Raw genomic sequence first — 21,512 nt, 5'->3', positions numbered from 1 at the left:
CGGCCGCCCGCGCCGCCGTTGTCCGGTTCCTGCCGTCCGCGAAGAGACGGTCACACGCGCGGGCGGCGCACCCGCCGCGGCTCGGGCTCCGGGACCTCCGGCTTCAGCGGCGACACCGCACCCGGGTTCGCCACCTGCCACACCTCGCGGTCGAGCGTCTCCGGCTCCGGCGGGGTGGCCGCCTTCCCGGACATCACCACGGGCCGGTAGCCGGCGGCGGCCGGGTCGGCGACCGCGGACCGGCCCCGCAGCCGCGCGGGAACACCCGGCGTCGCCTGGCCGGCGCGCGTGCGCCGCTCCTCCCCCACCGGTGACACGCCCGATCGGCGGCCGGTCGTCGAGGCGGTGGTTCCCGGGATCATCGGCGGCATCATCATCGGCGGGACCATCGCCCCGGCCGTGCCGGGCGTGGCCGGTTTCGCCCCGCTCGCCAGGTCCGGCGGTTGCGGGGGCTGGGGCACCGGCGGCGCGCCGGTGAGCGGTACCGGGTGGGCGGCCCGCTCGATCCGGGCCGGCCCGGCCGCGGCACCCGCGGCCCCAGCGCCTCCGGCACCCGCGCCCCCGGACCCGATGCCTCCGGACCCGGCGCGCGGGCGTCTGGCGGCGGAACCGGACCGGGACCCGCCCGCCAGCCGGTGCGGCTCGGCCCGCCCGCCACGCGCGGGTGCACCCCCAGCGCCCGGCGCCGTCCGCCATCCGCCGGCCGGCACCGCCACCAGTCCCGGCATCGACACGCTCCCCGGCGGCAGCTGCGCGCCGGGCGGCCCGGGCGGTGCGGTGTCGCCGGTGAGCACGAACCCCGGCGGGGCGCAGCAGCCGGCGGGCTGGTCGCCCCCGGCCGCGGCCAGGACCGCCTCGGCGGCCGCGAGGAAGTACCGGTCCAGCTCGCCCAGGTGGCCCGCCGCTTCGGCGTGGCCGGCCGCGGTGCCCTGCTCCACCGTCCCGGCGACCTTGCCCCGGGTCAGCAGGAGCTGGGCGGCGAGGTCGTCGAGCGCGACCCAGGGCCGGGCGGCCGTGATCCGTCCGAGCACCTCGTCGACCGCGGCCCGGCACCGCTGCGCCCGCGCGGCGAACTCCGTCCCGGTCCCGTCCGTCCACTCCGGACGCAACCGGTCCAGCTCGCGGCCCAGCGCGTCGGAGGTGTCCCGCAGCTCGCGCGCCACGTCCCGCCACATCCGCGCGGCCTGCTCGACCCGCTCCAGGTGCGTGTGCGCCTCCACGTCGGCGAGCGCGAACTGCACCATGGCCGGCAGCTGTGCGTACTCCATCACTCCTCCACGAAGACGGACACGAACGCGCGCGCACCCGCGTGGTCACCGGCCTCGTAGTCCCGCGCCGCCGCGGCCGCCGCCTCCGCCAGCGCCCCCACCGCCTCGCGGGTCTCCAGCAGGAACCGCGCGAGCGCCAGGGTGGCCACGGCGTCGGCGGCGGCGAACGTCCCGCACGCCTGCATGCCACCGGCGCACGGAGCCGGGCCGGGCGGCTCGGCCACCGCGGCCGGCTCCAGCGTCCCGATCCGCGTGGCGAACTCGCGCATCGCCTCCGGGTTTCCGTCCAGCGCCTCACACATGAGCTCTCCGTTCACCGGTCGTCCTTGGCGAGCCAGGCCAGCTGCACCAGCCGCGGCGCGTGCCGCCGCCCGGTCAGCCACGCCCGGCCGGGCGGCAGCAGCTCCGGTTTCAGCCCGCCGAGCAGCGGCCCCTCGTCCTTGTCCCCGGACATCAGCAGCCCGGGTGAGCCGACGTCGCGCAGCCGGGACAGGAACGGTTCGAACAGCGCCCGGCTCGCGCCGCCGGTGCGGCGCGCCAGCACGACGTGCAGGCCGATGTCGCGCCCCTGGGACAACAGGTCCACCAGCGGCAGGAACGGGTTGTCGGTCTGGCTGACGACCAGGTCGTAGTCGTCGATCAGGACGAACAGCTCCGGGCCACGCCACCAGCCGCGGTCCCGCAGCTGCTCCGGGGTCACGTCCGGGCCGGGCAGCCGCACCCGCATCTCCTCGGCCACCTGCCGCATCAGCCCGCCGGTCGTCTCCCGGTCGGTGCCGTACCCGATGAGGTGCTCGGAGGCGACGTCGCCGAGCAGGCCGCGCCGGTGGTCGACGATGATCAGCCGCGCCCCGCTGGGTTCGTAGGCGTCGGTGATCGCGCGGGCCACCGAGCGCAGGAACGTCGTCTTGCCCGCCTCGGTGTCGCCGAACAGCACCACGTGCGGGTCGGCGCCGAAGTCCAGGTGGACCGTGCCGAAGTCGTGTTCGGCCAGGCCCACCGCCAGCCGGTGCGCCGCCGCGTCGTGCTCGCCGGCGAGCTGCGCGTAGGGCAGCTGCGCGGGCAACAGCCGCACGGGCGGCGCGGGCGGGCCGGACCAGGCCGCGACCACCGTGTCCACCAGCGCACGCACGCCGTCCCCGAGGTCGGCCGGATCGTCGCTGCCGTCGATGCGGGGCAGCCCGATCAGCATCTGGTGCCTGCTCGTGGTGACCCCGCGGCCCGGCGCGTCCTCGGGCACCTTGATGGCCGAGGCGCGGTCGACCATGCTGTCGATCGGATCGCCGATGCGCAGTTCCAGCTTGCTGCCGAACAGGTCGCGGATGTTCATCCGCAGGTCGAACATCCGGGCGGCGGAGACGATCACGTGGACGCCGTAGGACAGCCCGCGCGCGGCGATGTCGGTCACCGCCGCCTCCAGGTCCTCGAACTCGCCGCGCAGCGTGGACCACCCGTCGACGACGAGGAACACATCACCCCACGGGTCGGTGGTCCCGCGCCGCCGCCGGTAGGCCGGCATGCCGTCGATCTCCTCCTCGGCGAAGGCGCGCTCGCGCCGCGCGATCAGGGTGCGCAGCTCGGCGATGGTGCGCCGCACCGCGCCCGGGTTCTGCCTGCCCGCGACCCCGCCGACGTGCGGGAGGCCACGGATCGAGGACAGCGTCCCGCCGCCGAAGTCCAGGCAGTAGAACTGGACCTCGCGCGGGGTGTGGGTCAGCGCGAGGCTGGTGATGATCGTGCGCAGCGCGGTGCTCTTGCCCGACCGCGGCCCGCCGATCACCAGCACGTGGCCCGCCGCGCCGGACAGGTCGAGCACGAGCGGGTCGCGGCGCTGCTCCAGCGGGCGGTCGGTGATCCCGATGACGGCCTGCAGCGCGCCCGCGAGCCGTTCGTGCGAGCCGAATCCGCGGTCGTCGCGGTGGCTCAGGCCGGGCAGCAGCCCGTCGAGGGTGGGTGATTCGGCCAGCGGGGGCAGCCACACCTGGTGGGCGGGGGTGCCGCGGCCGCGCATGCGCTCGACGAGGATGTCCAGCAGGCTCTCGCCGACCGCGTCGTCCTCGTCCGGGGTCTCCGCGGCGGTGTCGGCGGGCAGCGCGGGCGCCAGGTACTGGGTGGTGTACTCCAGCAGGTCGAGCACGTCGTCGTCGCCGTGCTCGGCCGTCCCCGCGGCCGGGGCGCGGTGCACCCCGGAGACGTAGGCCGAGCGGAACCGCACCATGGATTCGTTGTCGCACTTGAGGAACCCGTGCCCGGGTGCGCGCGGGAGCTTGAACGCGTCGCCGGCGCCGAGGACCGTCCGGCTCTCCATCTCGGAGAACGTGCGCAGCCCGATCCGGTACGACAGGTGGGTTTCCAGGCCGCGCAGGCGGCCCTCCTCCAGCCGCTGACTGGCCAGCAGCAGGTGCACGCCGAGCGACCGGCCGACGCGTCCGATCTGGACGAACATGTCGATGAAGTCGGGCTTGGCCGACAGCAGCTCGCTGAACTCGTCGCAGATCACCAGCAGGGTCGGCACCTCGGGCAGCGGCGCGCCGGTGGCGCGGGCGCGTTCGTACTCGCGCAGCGAGGCGAAGTTCCCGGCCGCGCGCAGCAGTTCCTGCCTGCGCAGCAGCTCGCCGTTGATCGCGTCGGTCATGCGGTCCACCAGGTGCAGCTCGTCGGCGAGGTTGGTGATGACCGCGCTGGTGTGCGGGAGCTCGTCGAGCGTGGCGAAGGTGGCGCCGCCCTTGAAGTCGACGAGCGCGAAGTTGAGCGAGCTGGGCGGGTGCGCCACCGCGAGCGCGAGCACGATGGTGCGCAGCAGCTCGCTCTTGCCGGAGCCGGTGGCGCCGATCAGCAGCCCGTGCGGTCCCATGCCGTCCTGCGCCGACTCCTTGAGGTCCAGCTCGACCGGGGTGCCGTCGGTGGCGATACCGAACCGGATCCGCAGCCGGTCGCGGGTCGGGCGCTGCACCCAGGTGGCGCCGGGGTCGAACGCGCGGGGGTCGCCGATGTCGAGCAGCTCGGCCAGGTCGAGATCGGTGCTCAGGGGCTGCTCACCGCGCCCGGCCGCGGTGGCGCGCAGCGGCGCGAGCTGCCGGGCGATCGCCTCCGCCGCCGGGATGTCGAGGGCGTCGGCGTGGCCCAGCTCGACCGTGCCGTCGATGGTTTCGCCGGACAGCGCGCCGTCCGCCGCGACGTGCAGGACGATGGTCGCCGGGTCCAGGGCGCGCGGCGGCGGGGTGCGCAGGTCGACGAGCGTGACGCCGTCGAGGCCGCCGTCGGCCATCAGCTGGTCCGAGCCCGCGGTGGACCCGCCGTCGAGCACGACCACGACGTGCGGGAGGGCCTCGCGGTCGTCGAAGGCGGGGTCGAACCGCTTCCGCTCGCCGATCAGGTCGTCGATCATCGCCTCGATCGACACGATCGAGGTGGCCACCAGCCGCAGCGGGCCCGCCGCGTCGGTCCGCTCCGGGTGCAGGGCGTGCGGCAGCCACTTGAGCCAGTCCCACGCCGGCTGCGCGGTGTGCGCGGGGCAGGCCGCGATCCGCAGGTCGTCCGGCGACTGCAGCGACGCCAGCTGCACCAGCACCGCCCGCACCAGCGCCGCGCCGCGGGCGGGGTCGCCGGTGACGTGGATGCGGCTGAACCCGTTGACGGCCATGGCCAGCGGCAGCCCGGGCACGGCGGTGTAGGTGGTGAGGAAGCGGCGGAGCGCGAGCGCGGACAGCGGTTCCAGCTGCTCCAGGGGTTTGGCCTCCGGTGGCACCAGGGTCATCGCGGGGCGTTGCGGGCCGGTGCCGATGCGGGCGACGCCGAAGTCCGCGTCGAGCGGGCGCCGTTCCCACAGCCGGTGGCTGGCGACGAGGGTCAGCAGGGACTCCGGTTCCGGGTGCAGGTAGACCATGGCGTCGCGCTGCTGGTGGATGGCGCGGGTCAGCCGCAGCCGGTGCTGGCCGAGGTGGCGGAGGTAGGCCCGGCGTTCCTGGGCCATCTCGCGTTTGCCGGGGCCGGCGGAGTTGAGCAGCGACACGGCGATCATGCCGAGCATGCCGACGCCGAACAGCCCGAAGACGACCAGCCGCAGCACCCCCGAGCCGCGCCCGAAACTGCCGGTGAACAGCAGCATCATCGCCGCCATCATGGCGATCATCGGGATCACCATCAGCACCTGCGTCCACTGGCGGCCCGCCGGGCGCGGGATCTCCGGCGGCGCGTCGAGGATCAGCTCACCCGAGGGCTGCTCCGGCGCGGGACGGCGAACCGGCCTGCGCACGACGACGGTCCCCATCGCGTCTCCCCTCTCGCTGGTGGACACCGATCATCCCCGGGACCGGCTCCGGCGCGGACGGTGATGGCAGGAACGTGCCGCGGCCGGTCGGGCCGGGCCTGCGCCAGTGACCGCCAGGAAGAACTCCCGGAAGCGGGCGAACCGGTCGATCTCCTCATCGGCCGGCCACAGCAGGGTGGGAGCCCACCGGGCTCGTCGTGGGTCCGCCGACAGCCCCGGGCCAGCGCTTCGTTGGCGAGCCGGGCGTGCTCGCGCATCTCGGCCATCTGCTGGGTGTGGACCGCCTGTTCCCCGCGGCCGGCCGCGCCGGCCGCTTCGGGTGGCCTGGCTGCCGGGCTCTCTGTGCCACGAGCCGTCCAGGTCGCCCGCAGCGCGGTGCGCGGCATCGCGGCCGGGTGGCAGGAACGTGCCGCGGCGCCGCACGCGTGTCCAGCGGCCGGCGATGCTGGGCCCATGGAGCTGCCGACCATCGACCACGAGGCCCGCCGCGCCAGTTACCGGCGGCTGCGTGACGACCTGCTGGAGATCCGGGCCCGGATCGCCGACGTCACCGCCACCGCCGACTCGCCGGACGGCCTGATCAGCGCGACGGTCGCCGGCCGGGGCGAGCTGACCGAGCTGCACCTCGACCCGCGCCTCTTCCGGTCACCCGACTCGAAGGCGCTCGCCGCGTCCATTCTGGACACGATCCGGGACGCCGTGGACGACAGCCGCGAGCAGATCACCGAGATCACCCGGGAGTACCTGCCGCCCGGCGCGCCTGGCAGGAACGTGCCGCGCCCGCCCGCCGGCGGCCGTGCCCGGCCTAGCGTCGGGGGCGGCGAAAGCCGCGGAAACGGAAGGAGAATCCAGTGACCGGTAACGGTCTGTTGGACGCCAACACCGAAACCCTCAGCAGGGTGGTGCAGATGGCGGCCGTGGTGGTCCAGGAAATCGAATCGCAGCGCGGGAAGCTCGACGGGGAGGTGAACGCCGTGATTCCCGCGCAGTGGAGCATGGATCAGTCGCAGTCGCTGGTCGCGGCCCACAAGAAGTGGGACGCGGCGATCCGCAACCTGTGCGAGAAGCTGCAGAAGCTGGGCGAGGACACCCAGTTCGCGGTGAACGACTACATGGACGTCGACCAGCAGGGCGCCCGGTGCTTCAACGGCGCCGGCGACGGCGGGTCCGGGTTCGGCGGCTCCGGCCTCGGATCCGGGTCGGGCTTCGGCGGCGGCGCCTCGGGCGCCGGTGACGGCTCGTCCGGCCAGACCTACGCGTTCGCCGGCGTGCTGCGCGCCCTGTGACCGGGCACCACACAACGGAAAGGAGTTGACTCGTGACCCGTAAACTCGCGATGTTCGGTGCGCTGGACGGCCTGTCGTCCAGCATGAACGGCTGTGTGCAGGGCGTGCAGCAGTCGATCGATTCCTGGCGTCAGGCCTCCGGGATGGGCGAGAGCGACTGGCTCGACGCGGCCGGCGGGCAGTTCGCCGAGATCAGCAGGGCCTGCCAGCAGGTGATGGCCGCGGGCCAGGAACTGCTGCAGGCGATGAACCAGGGCGTCCAGACCTGCAACCAGGAGAACATGGGCGCGGTGCAGCGCTCGTGTGCCCGGCTGGGTGCCTGAGCCACGAACGTGATGTCCCGGTGCGCACCACGCGCACCGGGACATCCGTACCGAGGAGCCTGACATGGGTGAGGCAACATCCGGCGGTGGCGGCACCGCGACGGCACCGCGGAACGACGCGCCCGCGAGCACCCCGGAGTCTGCCGAGACGCGGCAGGGCGCGGGCGAGCAGAACGGGGGCTCGCCCCCGGCCGGCGAACCGGCATCGGACAGACCGGCGGCCGAGAACACCCCGGCCGGCGAGAACACACCGGGTGCCGAACAGCGGGACAGCACCGGCCGTCCGGACGAGTCCACTGTGGACGGCGCGGAGAAGACCGGTGGGGTCGCGGGAGACATCCTCACGGACGTGCCGCCCCCGGACCCGCAACCGGTGCAAGCCGCGCACGACGGGTGGGCACCCGTCGCCGAGCGAGCGGACCAGACCGGCGAGGAAGCCCGGGCCGGGACGCGGGAGCTGCCCGGCGCCTGGCGGGACGGCAGCGGCGCCGCCATGTCCGAGCGCGCCGAGTCCACCCTGCGGGAGACCGACGAGGTCGCTCAGGACGCGCGGACCGTGACCGGCACCTTGGCGACCATCCGGGACGACTACGCGCGCACCCGTACCGACATGGAGAACGTGGCACGGCAGGCGGACACCGACGCGGGGCTCGCCCACGCGACGATGGGCCCCGGCCCGGAGACCGACCTCGCCACCGAGCGGGTCAAGCAGACCGCACGCGAGACGAACCTGCGGCTGCGCACCGAGACCGCGCGGAACGCGGACGCGGCCTGGGCGAACGTCCGCCTCGCCGGAGCGGAGCAACCGCCCGGAACCGGGGACGCCGGTCAACCGGCGCCGGAACCCGGCGGCCCCGTCCCGGACGCCGCCCGCGAACTCGACGACGCCCAGCGCGCGCTCGACCAGGCTGCCCGCTCCGACGTCGTCGCGAACCTCCCCACCCCGCCCACGGACGAGGAACTGCTGCGCGACTACCAGACCGGGGACGACAGGATGTTGCCGATCCTGGGCGAAAAGCTCACCCCCAGCGAGCTGTGGGCGAGCACGAGGGAGGACATCACCGGCATCCCGCTCCTCGACGCGATGGTCGTGAACCCGCAGAACACGATCCGCCACCTCGGCGTCAAGGAGGAGGCCGAGACCGCCGGCGAGCAGAGCTTCCCGGATCCGGACGGCCCCGGACCCGAGGGCGGCCGCGCGGGCACCGGCGAAAACCACCGCGACGCGTTCCGCCACGCCTACTGGAACGCGCTGATGACCAGGGAGTTCGGCGAGAATTCGGCTGAGCAGGTCGGCACCGGGCACGAGCGGCGGCCCGAAGACCCGGTCGACAAGCAGCCCCCGCTGTTCGCGGAACGGCAGGAGGCGATGGACCTGTACAACAACTCGATCGGCCGCCGGATCGCGACGGAGCTGGGGCCCCAGGCCACGGACGCGGACGTCCGGGCCGTGATCGAGCAGGCGATCCGCGACGGGAAACTGGTCGTGTTCAACCAGGATCACACCGGCCTCGTGCCCAGCGGCGGCGCGGAGGACTTCCCGCGGTGAGGGTCTCCGGCGGCGTGCGGGCGTGGATCGTCCGCACGCCGCTGTGCCGTGCTCACTGTCCACGGTCAGGTCCGGCCGGGCGTCCCCCAGGCCCGCGGGCCCACGTCCTCCGGGCGGTGATGGCCGGAACCGGTCACCGTCCACTGTGCCCCTCCCGCGGCCACGACACTGGAGCACCGAGACTCCGAGCAAATCGGCGACGGTTCAGGGGAGTGCAAAGGTGCCCGAGTCATCAGGAAACGGCGGCAACCCACCGGCCGGGGCCGCACCGGCGCCCGCCGAGGGCGCACCCGCGGAACCGGCCAAGACCGCACCGGCCGAACCCGCGCCGGCGGAGCAAACCCACGACGCACCGGCGGAACCTGCCGAGCAGGCACCGGCGAACTCGGCCGAGCAGGCACCGGCGGATTCGGCCGAGCCCGCGTCCGCACCGGCCGCGGATCGGGAAGAACCCCGGACCGAGCCGGACCAGCAGGCGCCATCACGCAACGACAACTCCGCCCCGGGCGACACTCCCGGCGGTGAACTCGGCAAGCGCGTCTTCGGCGAGAACCCGCTGTCCGACGCCGACACCGGCGCGATGACCGAGGCCGGCGACCAGGCGACGCGGACCGCGGAGAACCTGCGTGGCACCGCCGAGGACACCACCCGCGCGACCGGCGAGGCGGACTGGCGTGACCCGGCGGGGCAACAGCACGCCGAGCAGGTCAACGCCCAGGCCGCCGACGCCGCCGCGCTCGGCGACGGCATGGACGCGCTCGGCCGGTACCTCGGCGAAGGCGCCCGGATCCAGGACGGCGTCCGCTCGACGCGGGTGGGCGAGGTCGACCAGGACAACCCGGTCTACGAACTGGCGGGCGCGACCCTGCCCCCGCCGGAGAGCGACGCCACCCAGAACCGCGTGGCCCGCGACGCGATCACCCGCGACCGCGAGCTGATCGACCAGGGCACGGAACTGATGCGCCGGGCAGGCGAACAGTTCATGCACGGCACCGAGCAGGCGTTCGGGGCGCTGCGCGAACCGACCGAGCAGGTCAGCCAGGCCCTCCGGGAACAGGGCTGGAGCGTCACGCCGGTCCAGTACGAACGGGGACCGGTGGAGCGCCCGCACCGGCTGGAAACCACCGTCGCGGAAGGGAAGAACGGGTGGCGGGAGCGCTTGTCCGGGGCGAACAAGACGGGCGACAACGCCGAGCGCAGCAAGCTGACCGATCCGTCTGCGGTCGTGAACTACGACGCGGTGCGGGACGCGTCCATCCAGCTCGATTCCGGGCAGCGCAACCTGGAACTCGCCGGCAAGGACGTGCCCGTGCACGTCACGGCCGACGCCACGGCGTGGCGCAGCGACCAGTTGCCGAACCAGGGCGGGTGGTACACCGAGTACCTGGACACGCCGACCCCCAAGGCGGGCCGCTTCGAAGGCAAGGCCGCGTGGGGAGCCGGATCGTCGCTGGTCGGGCGCGCCACCGTCGGCGACGTGACCGTGGTCGGTGACGTCACCGCCTCGGTGGGCCTGGAGGGCAAGGCGAAACTCGACGTGGGACCGCGGTTCTTCGGTGGTGAGCTCGGCGGTTCGGTCGGGGTGCGGGCCGGTGCCGGCGGGTTCGCCGAGTACGGCGGGATCGGCGTGGGTGGCCGCGCCGAACGGATCCTCGGGCTCGGGCTCGAGGGTGGCGTCAGCTTCGGGGTGAACGAGAACAACCAGTGGGTGGTCGGCGGCAAGATCGGCGCCGCGCTCGGGATCGGCGGGAAGGTGGAGGGGCACATCGTCATCGATCCGGAGCGGGCGGGCCGGACGCTGGCCGATCTGGGATCGGCGATCGCCGAGGGCTTCCGCAACCCCGGCCCCGCGATCCCCTCCCCCACCTTCTACTAGCGCGCCGAGGAGCCCACCGTGTTCACCAGCATGCCGTTCCCCGTCGGATTCGCCGTACCGCCCGGCTGGCGGCCCCCGGAGCCGGCGGAGACCGGATCGCCACTGGGGACGGTCGCCTGCGTGCGGTCCGAACCGGACGCCGTCATCGCGGCCGGCGGCGGCTTCCGGCCCGGCGACGCGAGCCTGGCCGAGATCGCCGGCGAGTCCGTGCGCGACCTGCGCGAGTCCGGCGCCACCGTCGACGTGCTGCAGCACACCGCGGTCGGCACGGCCGGCGCACCCGGGCTCGCGCAGGTCCTGCTCGTCCGCGCGCCGGCCGCGGCGGAGGTCGTCCACTGCCAGGCGTTCCTCGCGCTGCACGACACCGAGGACCACGGCAAACGCGCGGTGCTGCGGTTCGTGATGGCCACGACCAGCGCCGCGGCCCCGGAGCTGGCGGAGGACTTCCGGCAGTTCCTCGGCTCCATCCGGCCGGGCAGCGATCAGGAGGACAGGGAGACCCCATGACCGACCACGCACGACTGCGCGCGGAACTGCTCGAGACCCGCACCCGCATCGCGGCCATCGAGGTGACCGCGGACTCCCCCGACGGACTGGTCAGCGTCACGGTGGCCGGGCGGGGCGAGCTGCGGGAGCTGTACCTGGACCCGCGGATCTACCGGGCGGCCGACCCGAAGGCGCTCGGCAGATCCATTGTGGACACGGTGCGGGACGCGGTCGAGCAGTCGCGGCGGCAGCTGTTCGAGATCGTCCGCCGCTACCTGCCGCCCGGCGCGAAGTACGAGCACACCGACGTGCACACCGATCCCTTCATCACCCAGCTGGACAAGAAGATCGAGGAGTGTGGCGATGGCCGACTATGACATGGACCCGGACGCCGTGACCCGCAGCATCAACCAGCTGCGCGCCGCCGGGGAGAACTTCGCCTCCGCGTGGGCGAACCACAAGCAGGCGATCCAGGCGGCGCAGGGCCGCTTCGGCACCGACGTGCTCGCGCAGGCGTTCCTGGAGAAGTACCTGCCGATCGCGGAGAAGCTGACCGCCAGGGCCGACGCCATTCCCGGCAGCTACACCCGCCTGTGCGACGACGCGATGGGCTGCGTGGCCGACTACCTGGCGGCGGAGCAGCAGGGCACGGGCTCGGTGCGGCGGCTCACCGGCACGGGTGACGAACCGTCATGAGGACGATCGGCCTGACGACGGCCGCCGCGATCGCGGCGGCCGTCGTCGTCTGTCCGGGGGGCGCCGCGGCCGCGCCGCCGCCGGGCGCCTGCGGCAGCGATCCCGCGCCGGCGAGCCCGGTCGTCACCGAGCTGCCGTGGGCGCAGAAGACGCTGGACTTCCGCGCCGTGCACGAGCACGCCACCGGGGCCGGGGTGGTGGTCGCCGTGGTGGACTCCGGGGTGGACGCCGACCACCCGCAGCTGCGGCAGCCCGGGAAGGTGCTGCCCGGCCAGGATTTCTTCCTCGTCGGCGACCTGCCCGGCGGGTTCGACTGCGTCTCCCACGGCACGGGGGTGGCCAGCATCATCGCGGCCGCGCCGGTCGCCGGCGCCGGGTTCACCGGGCTCGCGCCGGACGCGGTGATCCTGCCGGTCCGGATCAGCGAGAGCGACGGCGGCACCGAGGGCATCGACCCGGAGGTGCTCGCCAGGGGGATCTGGTACGCCGCCGACGCGGGCGCCGACGTGATCAACCTGTCCGTCGCGGGCGGCGTGGACGACCCCTTCGTGCGGGACGCGATCCGGCACGCGGTGGAGCGGGACGTGGTCGTGGTGGCGGCGGTGGGCAACGGGCAGGAGGGCACGGCGCCGGGCCCGGTGACGTATCCGGCGGGCTACGACGGGGTGCTCGGGGTCGGCGCGGTGGACATGGCCGGGGTGCGGCTGGCGAGTTCCCAGGTCGGGCCGCAGGTGGATGTGGTGGCGCCGGGGGCGAGCGTGCTGTGCGCGGCCCGGGTGGACGGGCACCAGTACCGCGACGGCACCAGTTTCGCCGCGCCGTTCGTGGCCGCGACGGCGGCGCTGGTGCGGTCGGTGCGGCCGGATCTGCCGGCGGCGGAGGTGGCCGAGCGGATCCTGGCCACCGCCACGCCGTCGCCGGGTGGCGGGGCCTACGGCGCCGGGATGGTGAACCCGTACCGGGCGCTGACGGACGTGCTCGTGGACGCCCCGCCGGCCGCGTTGCCTGCCGTGCCACGCCCGGAGCCGGACCCGGCCCAGGTGCGGCTGTCGGCGTGGTGGGCGGGCAGCACGTCGGACGCGCGGATGTTCGCGGTGCTGACCGTGGTGGTCGCCGGAGTGGGGGCGGTGGTGGCGCTGGTGCTGGTGCGCGGCCGCCGGACGGGCTGGCGCGCACGGCGGGCGGAGCTGCCCCCGGCGGAGCCCGCGCGGGACGAGCTGCCGGAGGAGATGTTCCTGGTGCCACCCCCACCGGCGGACCGCTGAGGGGGACGGCACAAAGCCCGGCCGGGCCGCCCGGCCGGGCTTCGCGCTACCCGCGCTCGGCCGAGCGCGGGTCGGATTCACGCGGCTGCACGGCCGGCCGGGTTCTTCCGGCCACTTCTGCCGAGCGCGAGCGGGTTCTTCCGGCCACTCTGCCGAGCACGGCCGGGTTCTTCCGGCCACTCTGCCGAGCACGGCCGGGTTCTTCCGGCCACTCTGCCGAGCGCGAGCGGGTTCTTCCGGCCCGAAGCCCGGGGCCGGCCGGTTCTTCCACCCACACTGCCGGCCGGGTTCTTCCGCCGGGCTCGTCCCGGCCGGTTCTTCCACCTGCACTGCCCGCGAGGTCCTTCCGGCCGGGTTCGTCCCGTCGGGCTCTTCCCGCGGGGGTTCCTTCCCCCAGCGCTCTTCCCCCCGGCTCTCCCCCGGCGCGCTTCCCCCGCGGTTCTCCCCCCCGTTACCTTTTTCGTGGTTCCTGATCAAGGAGCTGTGGTCGCCAGGTTCGGTATGACTGATGCCCCCAGTCGAGGTCATGATCCGGGGGGTGGTGTCGCCGGGCCTGGTGGCATCGGGGGACCGCTGAATAGGGACACGGCCACCCTTGGGGTAGGTCTCGTCGCAGGCGTGGGTGCCGGCCATCGATGCCCTGACCGGCGACCACCCGCGACGGATGAAAGACACTGTGCATGACCAGCAGTTATGGCGTGTTCCTCGGCCTGGATGTCGGCAAGGGCGACCATCACGCCGTCGCTCTGGACGCGACCGGGAAACGGCTGCACGATGGGCCGCTGCCCAACACCGAACCCAAGCTGCGGGCGTTGTTCGACAAGCTCGCCGTTCACGGGCCGCTGCTGGTCGTCGTCGATCAACCAGCCACGATCGGGGCACTGCCGGTCGCGGTCGCCCGCGCCTGCGGGCATCAGGTGGCCTACCTGCCCGGTCTGGCGATGCGGCGTATTGCCGATCTCTACCCGGGCAATGCCAAGACCGACGCCCGGGACGCGTTCATCATCGCCGACGCCGCCCGCAGCCTGCCCCACACGCTGCGCCCGGTCGACACCGGTGACGAGGCCCTGGCCGAGCTGGAGGTCCTGGTCGGGTTCGACGACGATCTGGCCGGTGAGGCCACCCGGCTGGGCAACCGGATCCGCGGCCTGCTCACCGGCATCCATCCCACGCTGGAACGTGTCCTGGGTCCCCGCATCACGCACCCAGCGGTGCTGGAGATCCTGTCCCGCTGCGGCGGCCCGACAGGCATCCGCAAAGCCGGACGCCGCAAGGTCACCGCCATCGCAGCGACTCACGCGCCCCGCCTGGGCGAGAAACTCGTCGCCGACATCTGGACCGCGTTGGGCGAGCAGACCGTCACCGTCCCGGGAACGGCCGCAGCCGACACCGTCCTGCCCCGACTCGCCGACAGCCTGAAAACCGTGCTTCAGCAACGCAACCAGGTCGCCACCGAGGTGGAGGACATACTTGATGCTCACCCTCTTGCCGGGGTCCTGACCTCGATGCCCGGCATCGGGGTCAGGACCGCCGCCCGCATCCTGCTCGAGGTCGGCGACGCCTCCGCCTTCAAGTCCTCGGCGCATCTGGCCGCCTACGCCGGCATCGCCCCCGTCACCCGCAGCTCCGGCACCAGCATCAAAGGCGAACACCCCACCCGCAACGGCAACCGCAAACTCAAACGCGCCTTCTTCCTCGCCGCCTTCGCCGCCCTGCACGACCCCACCAGCAGGGCCTACTACCAGCGCAAACGCGACGAAGGCAAGAAACACAACGCCGCCCTCATCTGCCTCGCCCGACGCCGCTGCGACGTCCTCTACGCCATGCTCCGCAACGGCACCCACTACCGCCACCCCGACCCCGCCCCCGCCGCGGCTTGACAATCACATAGGGACACCCCCCGGCGCTCCCTCCACGCACCTCAGGCCGTGCCGGAACAGCCCCGCCGCCAAGAGGACATCAGTGGCCGCGGTGCCCGCCGCCGCTCAGTGCAGTACCGCCGCCGGGTCCAGGGTGCTTCCCAGCGGGACCCGGCTCACGATGCCCGCCGGGAGGCGCACCGGCGTGGCCTCCCCGTACCCGAGCACCCCCAGCACCGCCCGGTCCGCCAGCGCGTGCGCCCGCCCCTGGTCCGTCACCAGCAGCACCGTCCCGGCGTAGGCGCCCGCGCTCGGCATCGCCTCGATCAGGGCCGCCCGGCCGGGCTCGACGTACACCCGGTCGGCCATCGGCATCCCGAGCGCGCTCCGGCCCGGCGTTGCCATCGCCGCGACGGCCGGCATCCGCGGATCCACATGCATCACCGGCGCCACCGCCCCGGGTTCGTACGTCGCGCAGAGCGTGTCGCCGCCCACGAACCCGGGGCGTTCCCTCGGCGCGGCGCCCGGCCCGGCGTCACCGGCGGGCGCGATGCGCGCCTCCGCCGCCTCGGCCGGGCCCAGCGGGATCCCCACCGGCTGACCGCCCCCGTACGCCTGCCGCGTCGCCGGGTCCGCCCGCTGGATGTCGTACTGCAGCGGCGAAATCGGCCGCAGCCGGTCGGCCTCGGCGAGGTAGTGCTCCCGGCTGCCCGCGGTGTCCAGGACGAGCAGCTGCCCGGCCCGGATGTCCGCCCGCCCCGGCACCGCCGTCGACGGCCCGCCCGCCCCGGCCGTGCGGATCGGCGCGATCGGCTCCCCCGCGGGCAGCACGTCCACCACCGCCATGGCCGTCCGGGTCCGCGGCACCGACTGCAACGCCAGCCCCACCGTCACCGTGTCGGCCTGCCGGATCCGGTGCCGGTAGCCGTCCGCGATCAGGTACTGGTCGCCGCTGGCGGGCACCTCGGCCAGCAGCGCCCCCGCCGGCCGTCCCCCGGGCGCCCCGGCGCCGACCAGCAGCACCGACTCGTCCACAGTGGACCCGCTGGGATCCGGGACCGGACGCGAGCACAGGCTCCACCCGCCGGTGAGCAGCTGCTCCGGGCCGGGCAGGGCGTCCGGCGCGCCCGGGATCCCGATCTCCGGGCCGCGCGGCACCCCGGCCAGCGAGTTGCGCGACACCGACACCGTCTCGGCGCGCTCCCCCAGCGCCAGCAGCGCCGAGGCGTAGTTCGCGACGGGGTGCAGCACCCCGTTCAGGTACACGTACCGCGCCCCGGTCTCCTTGGCCACGATCACCGCGGGCCGGTCCCGCCACGTCGTGTTGCCACCGGGCTTGACCAGTCCGTACACCCCGACCGCGACCAGGGCGAGGATGGCCAGCACGATGCTGCCGATCGCGGCCCCGCCCGGGCGGCGGAACGGCGGCTGCTCCGGATCGGGCTCCCGCGTCACCAGCGCGGAGATGGCCCGCTGCGCGAGGAACTGGTGCGCCTGCAGGAGGTCGCGTTTGGACGCCATCGCTCACCCACCCAGCCCGCGGACCAGCCCGTACACCCCGAGCACCGCGCACAGCACGGGCACGCAGGCGAGCACGATCGCCACCTCCAGCAGCTCGGCGTACCGGCCGAAGAACGGGCTGGGCAGCCGCTTGCTGTGGCTCAGGCCGGTCAGCACGGCCAGCCCGCCGACCACGATCAGCACCGGCGCGGTGATCACGAACGGCAGCCGCGCGCCGGGACCGCAGGCGAGCGCGCCCGCCGCGACGACCCCGGCGAGCAGGAGCGGCGCCCGGTGCCGCAGCGCCGGGTAGAGCCGCGCGCGCAGGCAGAACCCCACCGCCAGCACGCACAGCAGCACGACGACCGCGGTCCCGGCCTCCCGCGCGACGACGCACAGGCACAGCACGGTGACCGTGGCCGCCCCGGCGATCATCCCGGTCAGCAGCTGGTCGGCACGCAGGACCGCGGCGTAGACCGCTTTCCGGGGCGGTTGCGGGTCGTCGCGCACCAGGTCCGCGGTCGTGCGCGGCAGCACCGGCATCGGCACCCGGCCCAGGCGGATCGCCAGCGGACCGAACAACGGGGAGAACAACAGCACCGCCACGGCCGCGATCGCCGCCCCGTCCACGCCGTCCAGGACGTCGGTGGTCGCCGGCCACGACGCGAGCGCCCCCACGACGCTCGCGGTGAGACCGGCGACGAACACCTCGGCGCGCTCGACCACGGCCAGCTGCCCGAGCACCGAGGCGATCAGCAGCGCCGAGCAGCCGCCCAGCACGTGCGGCGCCCCCAGCCCGGCCGGCTGCGGCCCGCCGGCGAGCAGCAGCGCTCCCCCGGTGAAGGCGAACGGCAGCGCCAGCGCCGCGACGGCGGCCCCCGCGCCGGCGTCGCCGAGCGCCCTGGCCATCGCGGTGCCCGCCGCGAGCAGGACCACGGCGCCCCCGAGCGCGGCCCACGCCGCGGTCCCCCACGGCGGCCCGGCCCGCACCACCGCCACCAGCGCGAGCACGGTGGCGAACGCGCCGGTCAGCAGTCCCGCCGCGCGGGTGTGCACCGGCCCCCAGAGCCGCCCGGTGCGGCCCGCTCCCTTGGCGATCGTGTCGGCGAGGTCGTCGTACTCCAGGTCGGGCCAGTGCAGGCTGCGGGACACCAGGTGCAGGACCTCACCGTCGCGGATCCCGTAGGTCGCCAGCGCCCGGCCGAGCTCGAGCACCGTGCCGTCGCCGCGGCGCAGCAGCCAGCCCCCGCCGGCCACCCCGTCGTCGGGCAGGCTTTCGCCGGCCCGGCGCAGCAACCCCGGCAGGATCTCCCCCACCGGCGAACGCTCCGGCAGCGCGAGGTCGATCCGCCGCGCGGGTGCGTCGATCGTCACCCGGACGAGGTTCGTCGTCGTCATGGCCCCCACCCTGGGCTCGCGGGCGCTCCGGCGGAACGGATCCGGCAGGTACCGGCCACGGCGCTGGTTGTCATCGGATCCTCATGTTGGGACCGGCATGGTGATCGGCATGCTCCCGACGACGACCGCGCAGCAGCGACAGCACCCCGTCGCCGCGGCCACGCCCAGCGCCACCGGGCAACCGGTAGCGACCGTCGCCGCCGCCCCCCGGACCGCCCCCGCGCCCGCCCAGGCCGCGCCGCCGCGACCGCAGAACCGGCCCGCGCACGGCACGCCCGCACCGGCCCGGCCCGCGACCGTCCACACCGAACACACCACCGAACAGACCGAGCCGCCCGGTGAGCGCCCGGAGCACCGGCACGTGCCGGACCTGCCCGCGCTGCGGATCGTGTGCTGGCAGCTCGCCCTGGTGCTGGGCCTGGTCGCCATCGGCCGCCCCTGGCCGGTGGTGGCGGGCCTGCTGACCACCGCCGCCGGGCTGCTGGTCTGGACCGCCGGTCGCGTCGGGGGCCGCTGGCTGTCCGACGAGGTGGCGCTCCGGGTGCGCCTGCTGCTGCGGCGCCGGCGCGCCGCGGGCCGGCGGGACCTGCTGGACACCCTCGCCCCGGGTGCCCGGGTCGGCACCGCCGAACTCGCGGGCGTGCCGGCCGGGGTGATCAGCCGGGACGAGGAGCTGGTCGCGGTCCTGCGCCCGTCCGGCGACGATCCCGGCGCGTTCGCCCGGCTCGCGCTCGCCGGGGCGCTGGTGACCGGCACCGGGGAGCCGCCCGCGATCCGGCTCCAGCTGGTCCTGCACCGCGGGCCACGGCAGACGGACGCCACCCGGGCCTGGCTCGCGGTGCGCGCCCTGCGCGATCCGGCCCTCGCCGCCGACGCCGAGCTGCTCGCCGCGCTGACCAGCGTCGTGCGCCGCGCGCACCGCAAACTCCGCGGCGCCGGCCTGGGCGCGGTCGCCCTGACCGATCAGGAACTGCTCGCGACCCTGGCCGCGCTCACCCACACCGGCCCCGGCCGGGACGCGGTCGCCGAGGAGCGGCGGTACTGGCGGGCCGGCCCGATCACCCAGATCGGCGTGCGCGTGACCGGTCTCGGCGCCCGCCCGCCGCGGGCCCGGGTCCACGCGCTGCACCAGCTGCTCGCCGCCGTGCCCGGCGCCGCCTGCACGGTCGCGGTCACCGTGCCCGGGCACGACGCCGTGCTGCGCGTCGCCGCCACGACCGACAACGCCGCCGACACCGCCGTCACGCGGCTGCTGTGGGCACCGCCCGCGGGGCTGCACCTGGAACGAATGGACAACCAGCACGCACCGGCCGTCGCCGCGTCGCTGCCGATCGGAGGAAAGCCATGATCCCCCAGCCCGCACTCGAGGCACGCCAGGCCCCGCCGCGACTGGCGGTCCTGAACGGACAGTCCACCGGCGCGCTGGTGTCCCGCCACGCGCGGGTCGCCACCAAGCTGGCCGCCGCCGAACGGGAGGTGCTGGTCGTCAGCTCGCTGTCCGGCGGCCCCGCCGACCCGGTCAGCAGGTTCGGCCCGGTCGACCACGCCAACCTCGCCCGCGGCGTCCGCTACCGCATGCTCGTCCCGGACTCCGCGCGCACGACGCCCGGTCCGGCGCGGCGCCTGGGCAAGCTGGCGCAGGCCGGCGCGGAGATCCGCACGATGCCGGTGGTGCCCGTCGAGGCGCTGGTCGTCGACGGCGCGCTCGCCGTGCTGCCCGGCGAGCAGCGGGACATCGCCGTGCTCCGCCTGCCCAGCGTGATCGGCACGATCATCGAACTCGTCGAGCACCTCTGGCCGGCCGCGGTGCCGCTCGCGCCGGCCGACCCGCCGGCCACCACCGAACTCGCGGGGCGCGACCGGGAGCTGCTGGCGCTGCTGTCCGCGGGCTGCACGGACGAGTCGGCCGCGGCCGCGCTCGGGGTGTCCGTGCGCACGGTGCGGCGCATGGTCGCCGGGCTGATGAACCGGCTCGGCGCGCGCAGCCGCTTCCAGGCCGGGGTCAAGGCCGCCGGGCACGGCTGGCTGGCGGGGAGGGCGAGCTGATGACCGCGGTCGGCGGCCGGACCCTCCTCGTGGCGCCGGGACGGCACGGCGCCTACGCCACCGTCGGCGAGGCGGTGCTCGGCGCGCCCGACGGCGCGTGCGTGTCCATCGCCGCCGGCACCTACGCCGAAACGCTGGAACTGCTCGGCCGCACGCTGACCCTGCGCGCGGCCGAGGGCGCGGAGGTCGTGTTCGACGGCACCGGCGCGGACGTGCCGGTGCTGTCCGCGCGCGGCGGCGCGCTCACCGTGCACGGGGTGACCGTGCGGGCGGGTGGCGCGGCCGGGGTGCAGGCCGAGAACGCGGCGCTGACGCTGACCGGCTGCACCGTGCACGCCGAACGCGGCCCGGCGGTGACGGTCCGCGGGCCCGGGCCGGTGGCGATCACCGACGTGTCGGTCACCGGCGCCGAGCACGGCCTGGTGCTGGAGGGCACCTCCGGGGTGGTGGAGAACGTGACCATCGACAACGTCGCCGCCGACGGGATGATCGTCGGGCTCGGTGCCGACCCGGTGATCCGGTCCTGCACGGTGAGCGGGTGCGGGCAACGCGGGCTCTACATCTACCAGCACGCGCGGCCGGTGGTGGAGAACTGCCGGATCACCCGCACCGCCCAGGCCGGGATCCTGGTGGCGCACCGCGGCGAACCCGTGCTGCGCCGGACCTCGGTGCGCGACGCCGGGGACGTCGGCATCGACGTGGGACCGCACTGCGGCGGGTCGGTCGAAGCGTGCGAGGTCACCAACACGGCCGAGCCCGCGGTGCGGCTCGCGTCCTCGGCGACCGCGACGGTGACGACCGAGCCAGCCGCGCTGACCGGCGGGTCGAGCCCGCTGGACGCCCTGCTCGCCGAACTCGACGGCATGGTGGGGCTGCCCGCGGTCAAGGCCGAGGTCCGCTCGCTGGTGGACGAGATCCAGGTGAACTCGTGGCGGTCGCGGGCCGGGCTGTCCACCGGGGCGCTGAGCCACCACCTGATCTTCGCGGGCGCACCGGGCACCGGGAAGACCACGGTGGCCCGCACCTACGGCAGGCTGCTGCGCGAGCTGGGGGTGCTCGGCGGCGGGGAGTTCCGCGAGGTGTCGCGGCGGGACCTGGTCGGCCAGTACGTGGGCCACACCGCCGAGAAGACGGCGACGGTGTTCGAGCAGTCCGTCGGCGGCGTGCTGTTCATCGACGAGGCGTACACCTTGTCGCGGCAGACGGGCAGCGGCGCCGACTTCGGCCAGGAAGCCATCGACACGCTGGTGAAGCTGATGGAGGACCACCGCGAGGAGATCGCGGTGATCGTCGCCGGGTACACCGCCGAGATGCGCCAGTTCCTCGCCGCCAACCCCGGGTTGTCGTCGCGGTTCGCCAAGACGATCGAGTTCGAGAACTACACGCCGGACCAGCTGGTCGGCATCATCGGCCGGATGGTGACGGCCGGCGACTACGACCTGGACCCGCGTGCCGACCCGGTGCTCGCCGCGCACTTCGACCGCCTGTCGGCCGCGCCTGATTTCGGCAACGCGCGCGACGCGCGGAAGCTGTTCGAGGCCGTGCGCAAGGCCCAGTCCGGGCGGCTGCGCCGGCTGGGGCGGGTTCCGGACGCCGCCGAGCTGCGGGAACTGCGGCTCGACGACGTGCTGGCCGCCGTCGGGGCCTGATGGTTCGTACCATGGGAGCGGCGAGGGCGACTGTGATTCCG

Annotated in this window: 18 protein-coding genes; 13 read left to right on the top strand and 5 right to left on the bottom strand. The window is 74.8% G+C overall.

All coding sequences use genetic code 11. The features are described from left to right. Positions 1-50: 50 nt before the first annotated feature. From L1857_RS18770 to eccCa, 3 genes are read right to left on the bottom strand one after another with little or no spacing between them, the layout of a single operon-like run. Complete coding sequence (locus L1857_RS18770; protein WP_249465772.1) at positions 51-1,268, bottom strand: hypothetical protein; 1,218 nt, start codon at positions 1,266-1,268, stop codon at positions 51-53. Then, positions 1,268-1,585 carry a hypothetical protein gene (locus tag L1857_RS18765; RefSeq protein WP_233157254.1) on the bottom strand — a complete coding sequence of 106 codons (318 nt, stop codon included), beginning with the start codon at positions 1,583-1,585 and terminating at the stop codon, positions 1,268-1,270. The genes L1857_RS18770 and L1857_RS18765 overlap by 1 nt, the downstream gene beginning before the upstream one ends. After that, on the bottom strand, positions 1,582-5,538 hold the full coding sequence (eccCa, locus tag L1857_RS18760; protein ID WP_116115356.1) for a type VII secretion protein EccCa: 3,957 nt from the start codon (positions 5,536-5,538) through the stop codon (positions 1,582-1,584). Before eccCa ends, L1857_RS18765 begins: the two co-directional genes overlap by 4 nt. 453 nt (positions 5,539-5,991) lie before the next feature. On the opposite strand from eccCa, the gene L1857_RS18755 reads away from it, so the two are divergent. The 10 genes from L1857_RS18755 (at position 5,992) to L1857_RS18710 (ending at position 14,899) form a co-directional block, all read left to right on the top strand. Next, positions 5,992-6,393: a YbaB/EbfC family nucleoid-associated protein gene (locus L1857_RS18755; protein ID WP_116115354.1), complete on the top strand. Its 402-nt coding sequence runs from the start codon at positions 5,992-5,994 to the stop codon at positions 6,391-6,393. Beyond that, positions 6,390-6,824 (top strand): WXG100 family type VII secretion target, encoded by a 435-nt coding sequence (locus L1857_RS18750; protein ID WP_094005442.1) that lies wholly within the window; start codon positions 6,390-6,392, stop codon positions 6,822-6,824. The genes L1857_RS18755 and L1857_RS18750 overlap by 4 nt, the downstream gene beginning before the upstream one ends. Before the next feature lie 32 nt (positions 6,825-6,856). Further along, complete coding sequence (locus L1857_RS18745; protein WP_233157253.1) at positions 6,857-7,147, top strand: hypothetical protein; 291 nt, start codon at positions 6,857-6,859, stop codon at positions 7,145-7,147. Between the two features lie 64 nt (positions 7,148-7,211). After that, positions 7,212-8,696: a DUF6973 domain-containing protein gene (locus tag L1857_RS18740; RefSeq protein ID WP_116115352.1), complete on the top strand. Its 1,485-nt coding sequence runs from the start codon at positions 7,212-7,214 to the stop codon at positions 8,694-8,696. A 220-nt stretch (positions 8,697-8,916) separates the two neighbouring features. Beyond that, positions 8,917-10,572: a hypothetical protein gene (locus L1857_RS18735; protein ID WP_249465769.1), complete on the top strand. Its 1,656-nt coding sequence runs from the start codon at positions 8,917-8,919 to the stop codon at positions 10,570-10,572. Positions 10,573-10,590: 18 nt separating this feature from the next. Continuing rightward, positions 10,591-11,079 carry a hypothetical protein gene (locus L1857_RS18730; protein WP_094005438.1) on the top strand — a complete coding sequence of 163 codons (489 nt, stop codon included), beginning with the start codon at positions 10,591-10,593 and terminating at the stop codon, positions 11,077-11,079. Next, complete coding sequence (locus L1857_RS18725; protein WP_094005437.1) at positions 11,076-11,435, top strand: YbaB/EbfC family nucleoid-associated protein; 360 nt, start codon at positions 11,076-11,078, stop codon at positions 11,433-11,435. The genes L1857_RS18730 and L1857_RS18725 overlap by 4 nt, the downstream gene beginning before the upstream one ends. After that, complete coding sequence (locus L1857_RS18720) at positions 11,422-11,754, top strand: hypothetical protein (protein WP_094005436.1); 333 nt, start codon at positions 11,422-11,424, stop codon at positions 11,752-11,754. Before L1857_RS18725 ends, L1857_RS18720 begins: the two co-directional genes overlap by 14 nt. Further along, positions 11,751-13,019 (top strand): type VII secretion-associated serine protease mycosin, encoded by a 1,269-nt coding sequence (gene mycP, locus L1857_RS18715; protein WP_198958219.1) that lies wholly within the window; start codon positions 11,751-11,753, stop codon positions 13,017-13,019. The genes L1857_RS18720 and mycP overlap by 4 nt, the downstream gene beginning before the upstream one ends. Before the next feature lie 680 nt (positions 13,020-13,699). Continuing rightward, entirely contained in the window at positions 13,700-14,899 is a 1,200-nt protein-coding gene (locus tag L1857_RS18710; RefSeq protein WP_094006720.1) for an IS110 family RNA-guided transposase, read from the top strand. 105 nt (positions 14,900-15,004) lie between these two features. Here L1857_RS18710 and eccB read toward each other — a convergent pair whose 3' ends face one another. Both eccB and eccD read right to left on the bottom strand, forming a co-directional pair. After that, positions 15,005-16,399: a type VII secretion protein EccB gene (eccB, locus tag L1857_RS18705; RefSeq protein WP_094005435.1), complete on the bottom strand. Its 1,395-nt coding sequence runs from the start codon at positions 16,397-16,399 to the stop codon at positions 15,005-15,007. Between the two features lie 3 nt (positions 16,400-16,402). Next, a complete protein-coding gene (gene eccD, locus L1857_RS18700) occupies positions 16,403-17,776 on the bottom strand; it encodes a type VII secretion integral membrane protein EccD (RefSeq protein WP_249465766.1) in 1,374 nt (457 codons plus the stop codon). A 109-nt stretch (positions 17,777-17,885) separates the two neighbouring features. On the opposite strand from eccD, the gene L1857_RS18695 reads away from it, so the two are divergent. From L1857_RS18695 to L1857_RS18685, 3 genes are read left to right on the top strand one after another with little or no spacing between them, the layout of a single operon-like run. Next, on the top strand, positions 17,886-19,124 hold the full coding sequence (locus tag L1857_RS18695) for a hypothetical protein (RefSeq protein WP_249465763.1): 1,239 nt from the start codon (positions 17,886-17,888) through the stop codon (positions 19,122-19,124). Next, complete coding sequence (locus L1857_RS18690; protein ID WP_116115502.1) at positions 19,121-19,822, top strand: helix-turn-helix domain-containing protein; 702 nt, start codon at positions 19,121-19,123, stop codon at positions 19,820-19,822. The genes L1857_RS18695 and L1857_RS18690 overlap by 4 nt, the downstream gene beginning before the upstream one ends. Continuing rightward, positions 19,822-21,471: a right-handed parallel beta-helix repeat-containing protein gene (locus L1857_RS18685; protein WP_249465761.1), complete on the top strand. Its 1,650-nt coding sequence runs from the start codon at positions 19,822-19,824 to the stop codon at positions 21,469-21,471. The genes L1857_RS18690 and L1857_RS18685 overlap by 1 nt, the downstream gene beginning before the upstream one ends. The last annotated feature ends 41 nt before the right edge of the window (positions 21,472-21,512 follow it).

Origin of the sequence: Amycolatopsis thermalba, assembly GCF_023376025.1 — a bacterium.
Lineage (GTDB): Bacteria > Actinomycetota > Actinomycetes > Mycobacteriales > Pseudonocardiaceae > Amycolatopsis_E > Amycolatopsis_E thermalba.
This window is presented reverse-complemented; position numbering and strand designations above follow the sequence as displayed.

Excerpts from the sequence above, each read along its gene's own strand:
- L1857_RS18755 (WP_116115354.1), top strand. The coding sequence starts at position 5,992 with ATGGAGCTGCCGACCATCGACCACGAGGCCCGCCGCGCCAGTTACCGG.
- L1857_RS18770 (WP_249465772.1), bottom strand. The coding sequence starts at position 1,268 with ATGGAGTACGCACAGCTGCCGGCCATGGTGCAGTTCGCGCTCGCCGAC.
- L1857_RS18685 (WP_249465761.1), top strand. The coding sequence starts at position 19,822 with ATGACCGCGGTCGGCGGCCGGACCCTCCTCGTGGCGCCGGGACGGCAC.
- L1857_RS18740 (WP_116115352.1), top strand. The coding sequence starts at position 7,212 with ATGGGTGAGGCAACATCCGGCGGTGGCGGCACCGCGACGGCACCGCGG.
- L1857_RS18720 (WP_094005436.1), top strand. The coding sequence starts at position 11,422 with ATGGCCGACTATGACATGGACCCGGACGCCGTGACCCGCAGCATCAAC.
- eccCa (WP_116115356.1), bottom strand. The coding sequence starts at position 5,538 with ATGGGGACCGTCGTCGTGCGCAGGCCGGTTCGCCGTCCCGCGCCGGAG.
- L1857_RS18710 (WP_094006720.1), top strand. The coding sequence starts at position 13,700 with ATGACCAGCAGTTATGGCGTGTTCCTCGGCCTGGATGTCGGCAAGGGC.
- eccD (WP_249465766.1), bottom strand. The coding sequence starts at position 17,776 with ATGACGACGACGAACCTCGTCCGGGTGACGATCGACGCACCCGCGCGG.
- L1857_RS18695 (WP_249465763.1), top strand. The coding sequence starts at position 17,886 with ATGCTCCCGACGACGACCGCGCAGCAGCGACAGCACCCCGTCGCCGCG.
- mycP (WP_198958219.1), top strand. The coding sequence starts at position 11,751 with ATGAGGACGATCGGCCTGACGACGGCCGCCGCGATCGCGGCGGCCGTC.
- eccB (WP_094005435.1), bottom strand. The coding sequence starts at position 16,399 with ATGGCGTCCAAACGCGACCTCCTGCAGGCGCACCAGTTCCTCGCGCAG.
- L1857_RS18725 (WP_094005437.1), top strand. The coding sequence starts at position 11,076 with ATGACCGACCACGCACGACTGCGCGCGGAACTGCTCGAGACCCGCACC.
- L1857_RS18690 (WP_116115502.1), top strand. The coding sequence starts at position 19,121 with ATGATCCCCCAGCCCGCACTCGAGGCACGCCAGGCCCCGCCGCGACTG.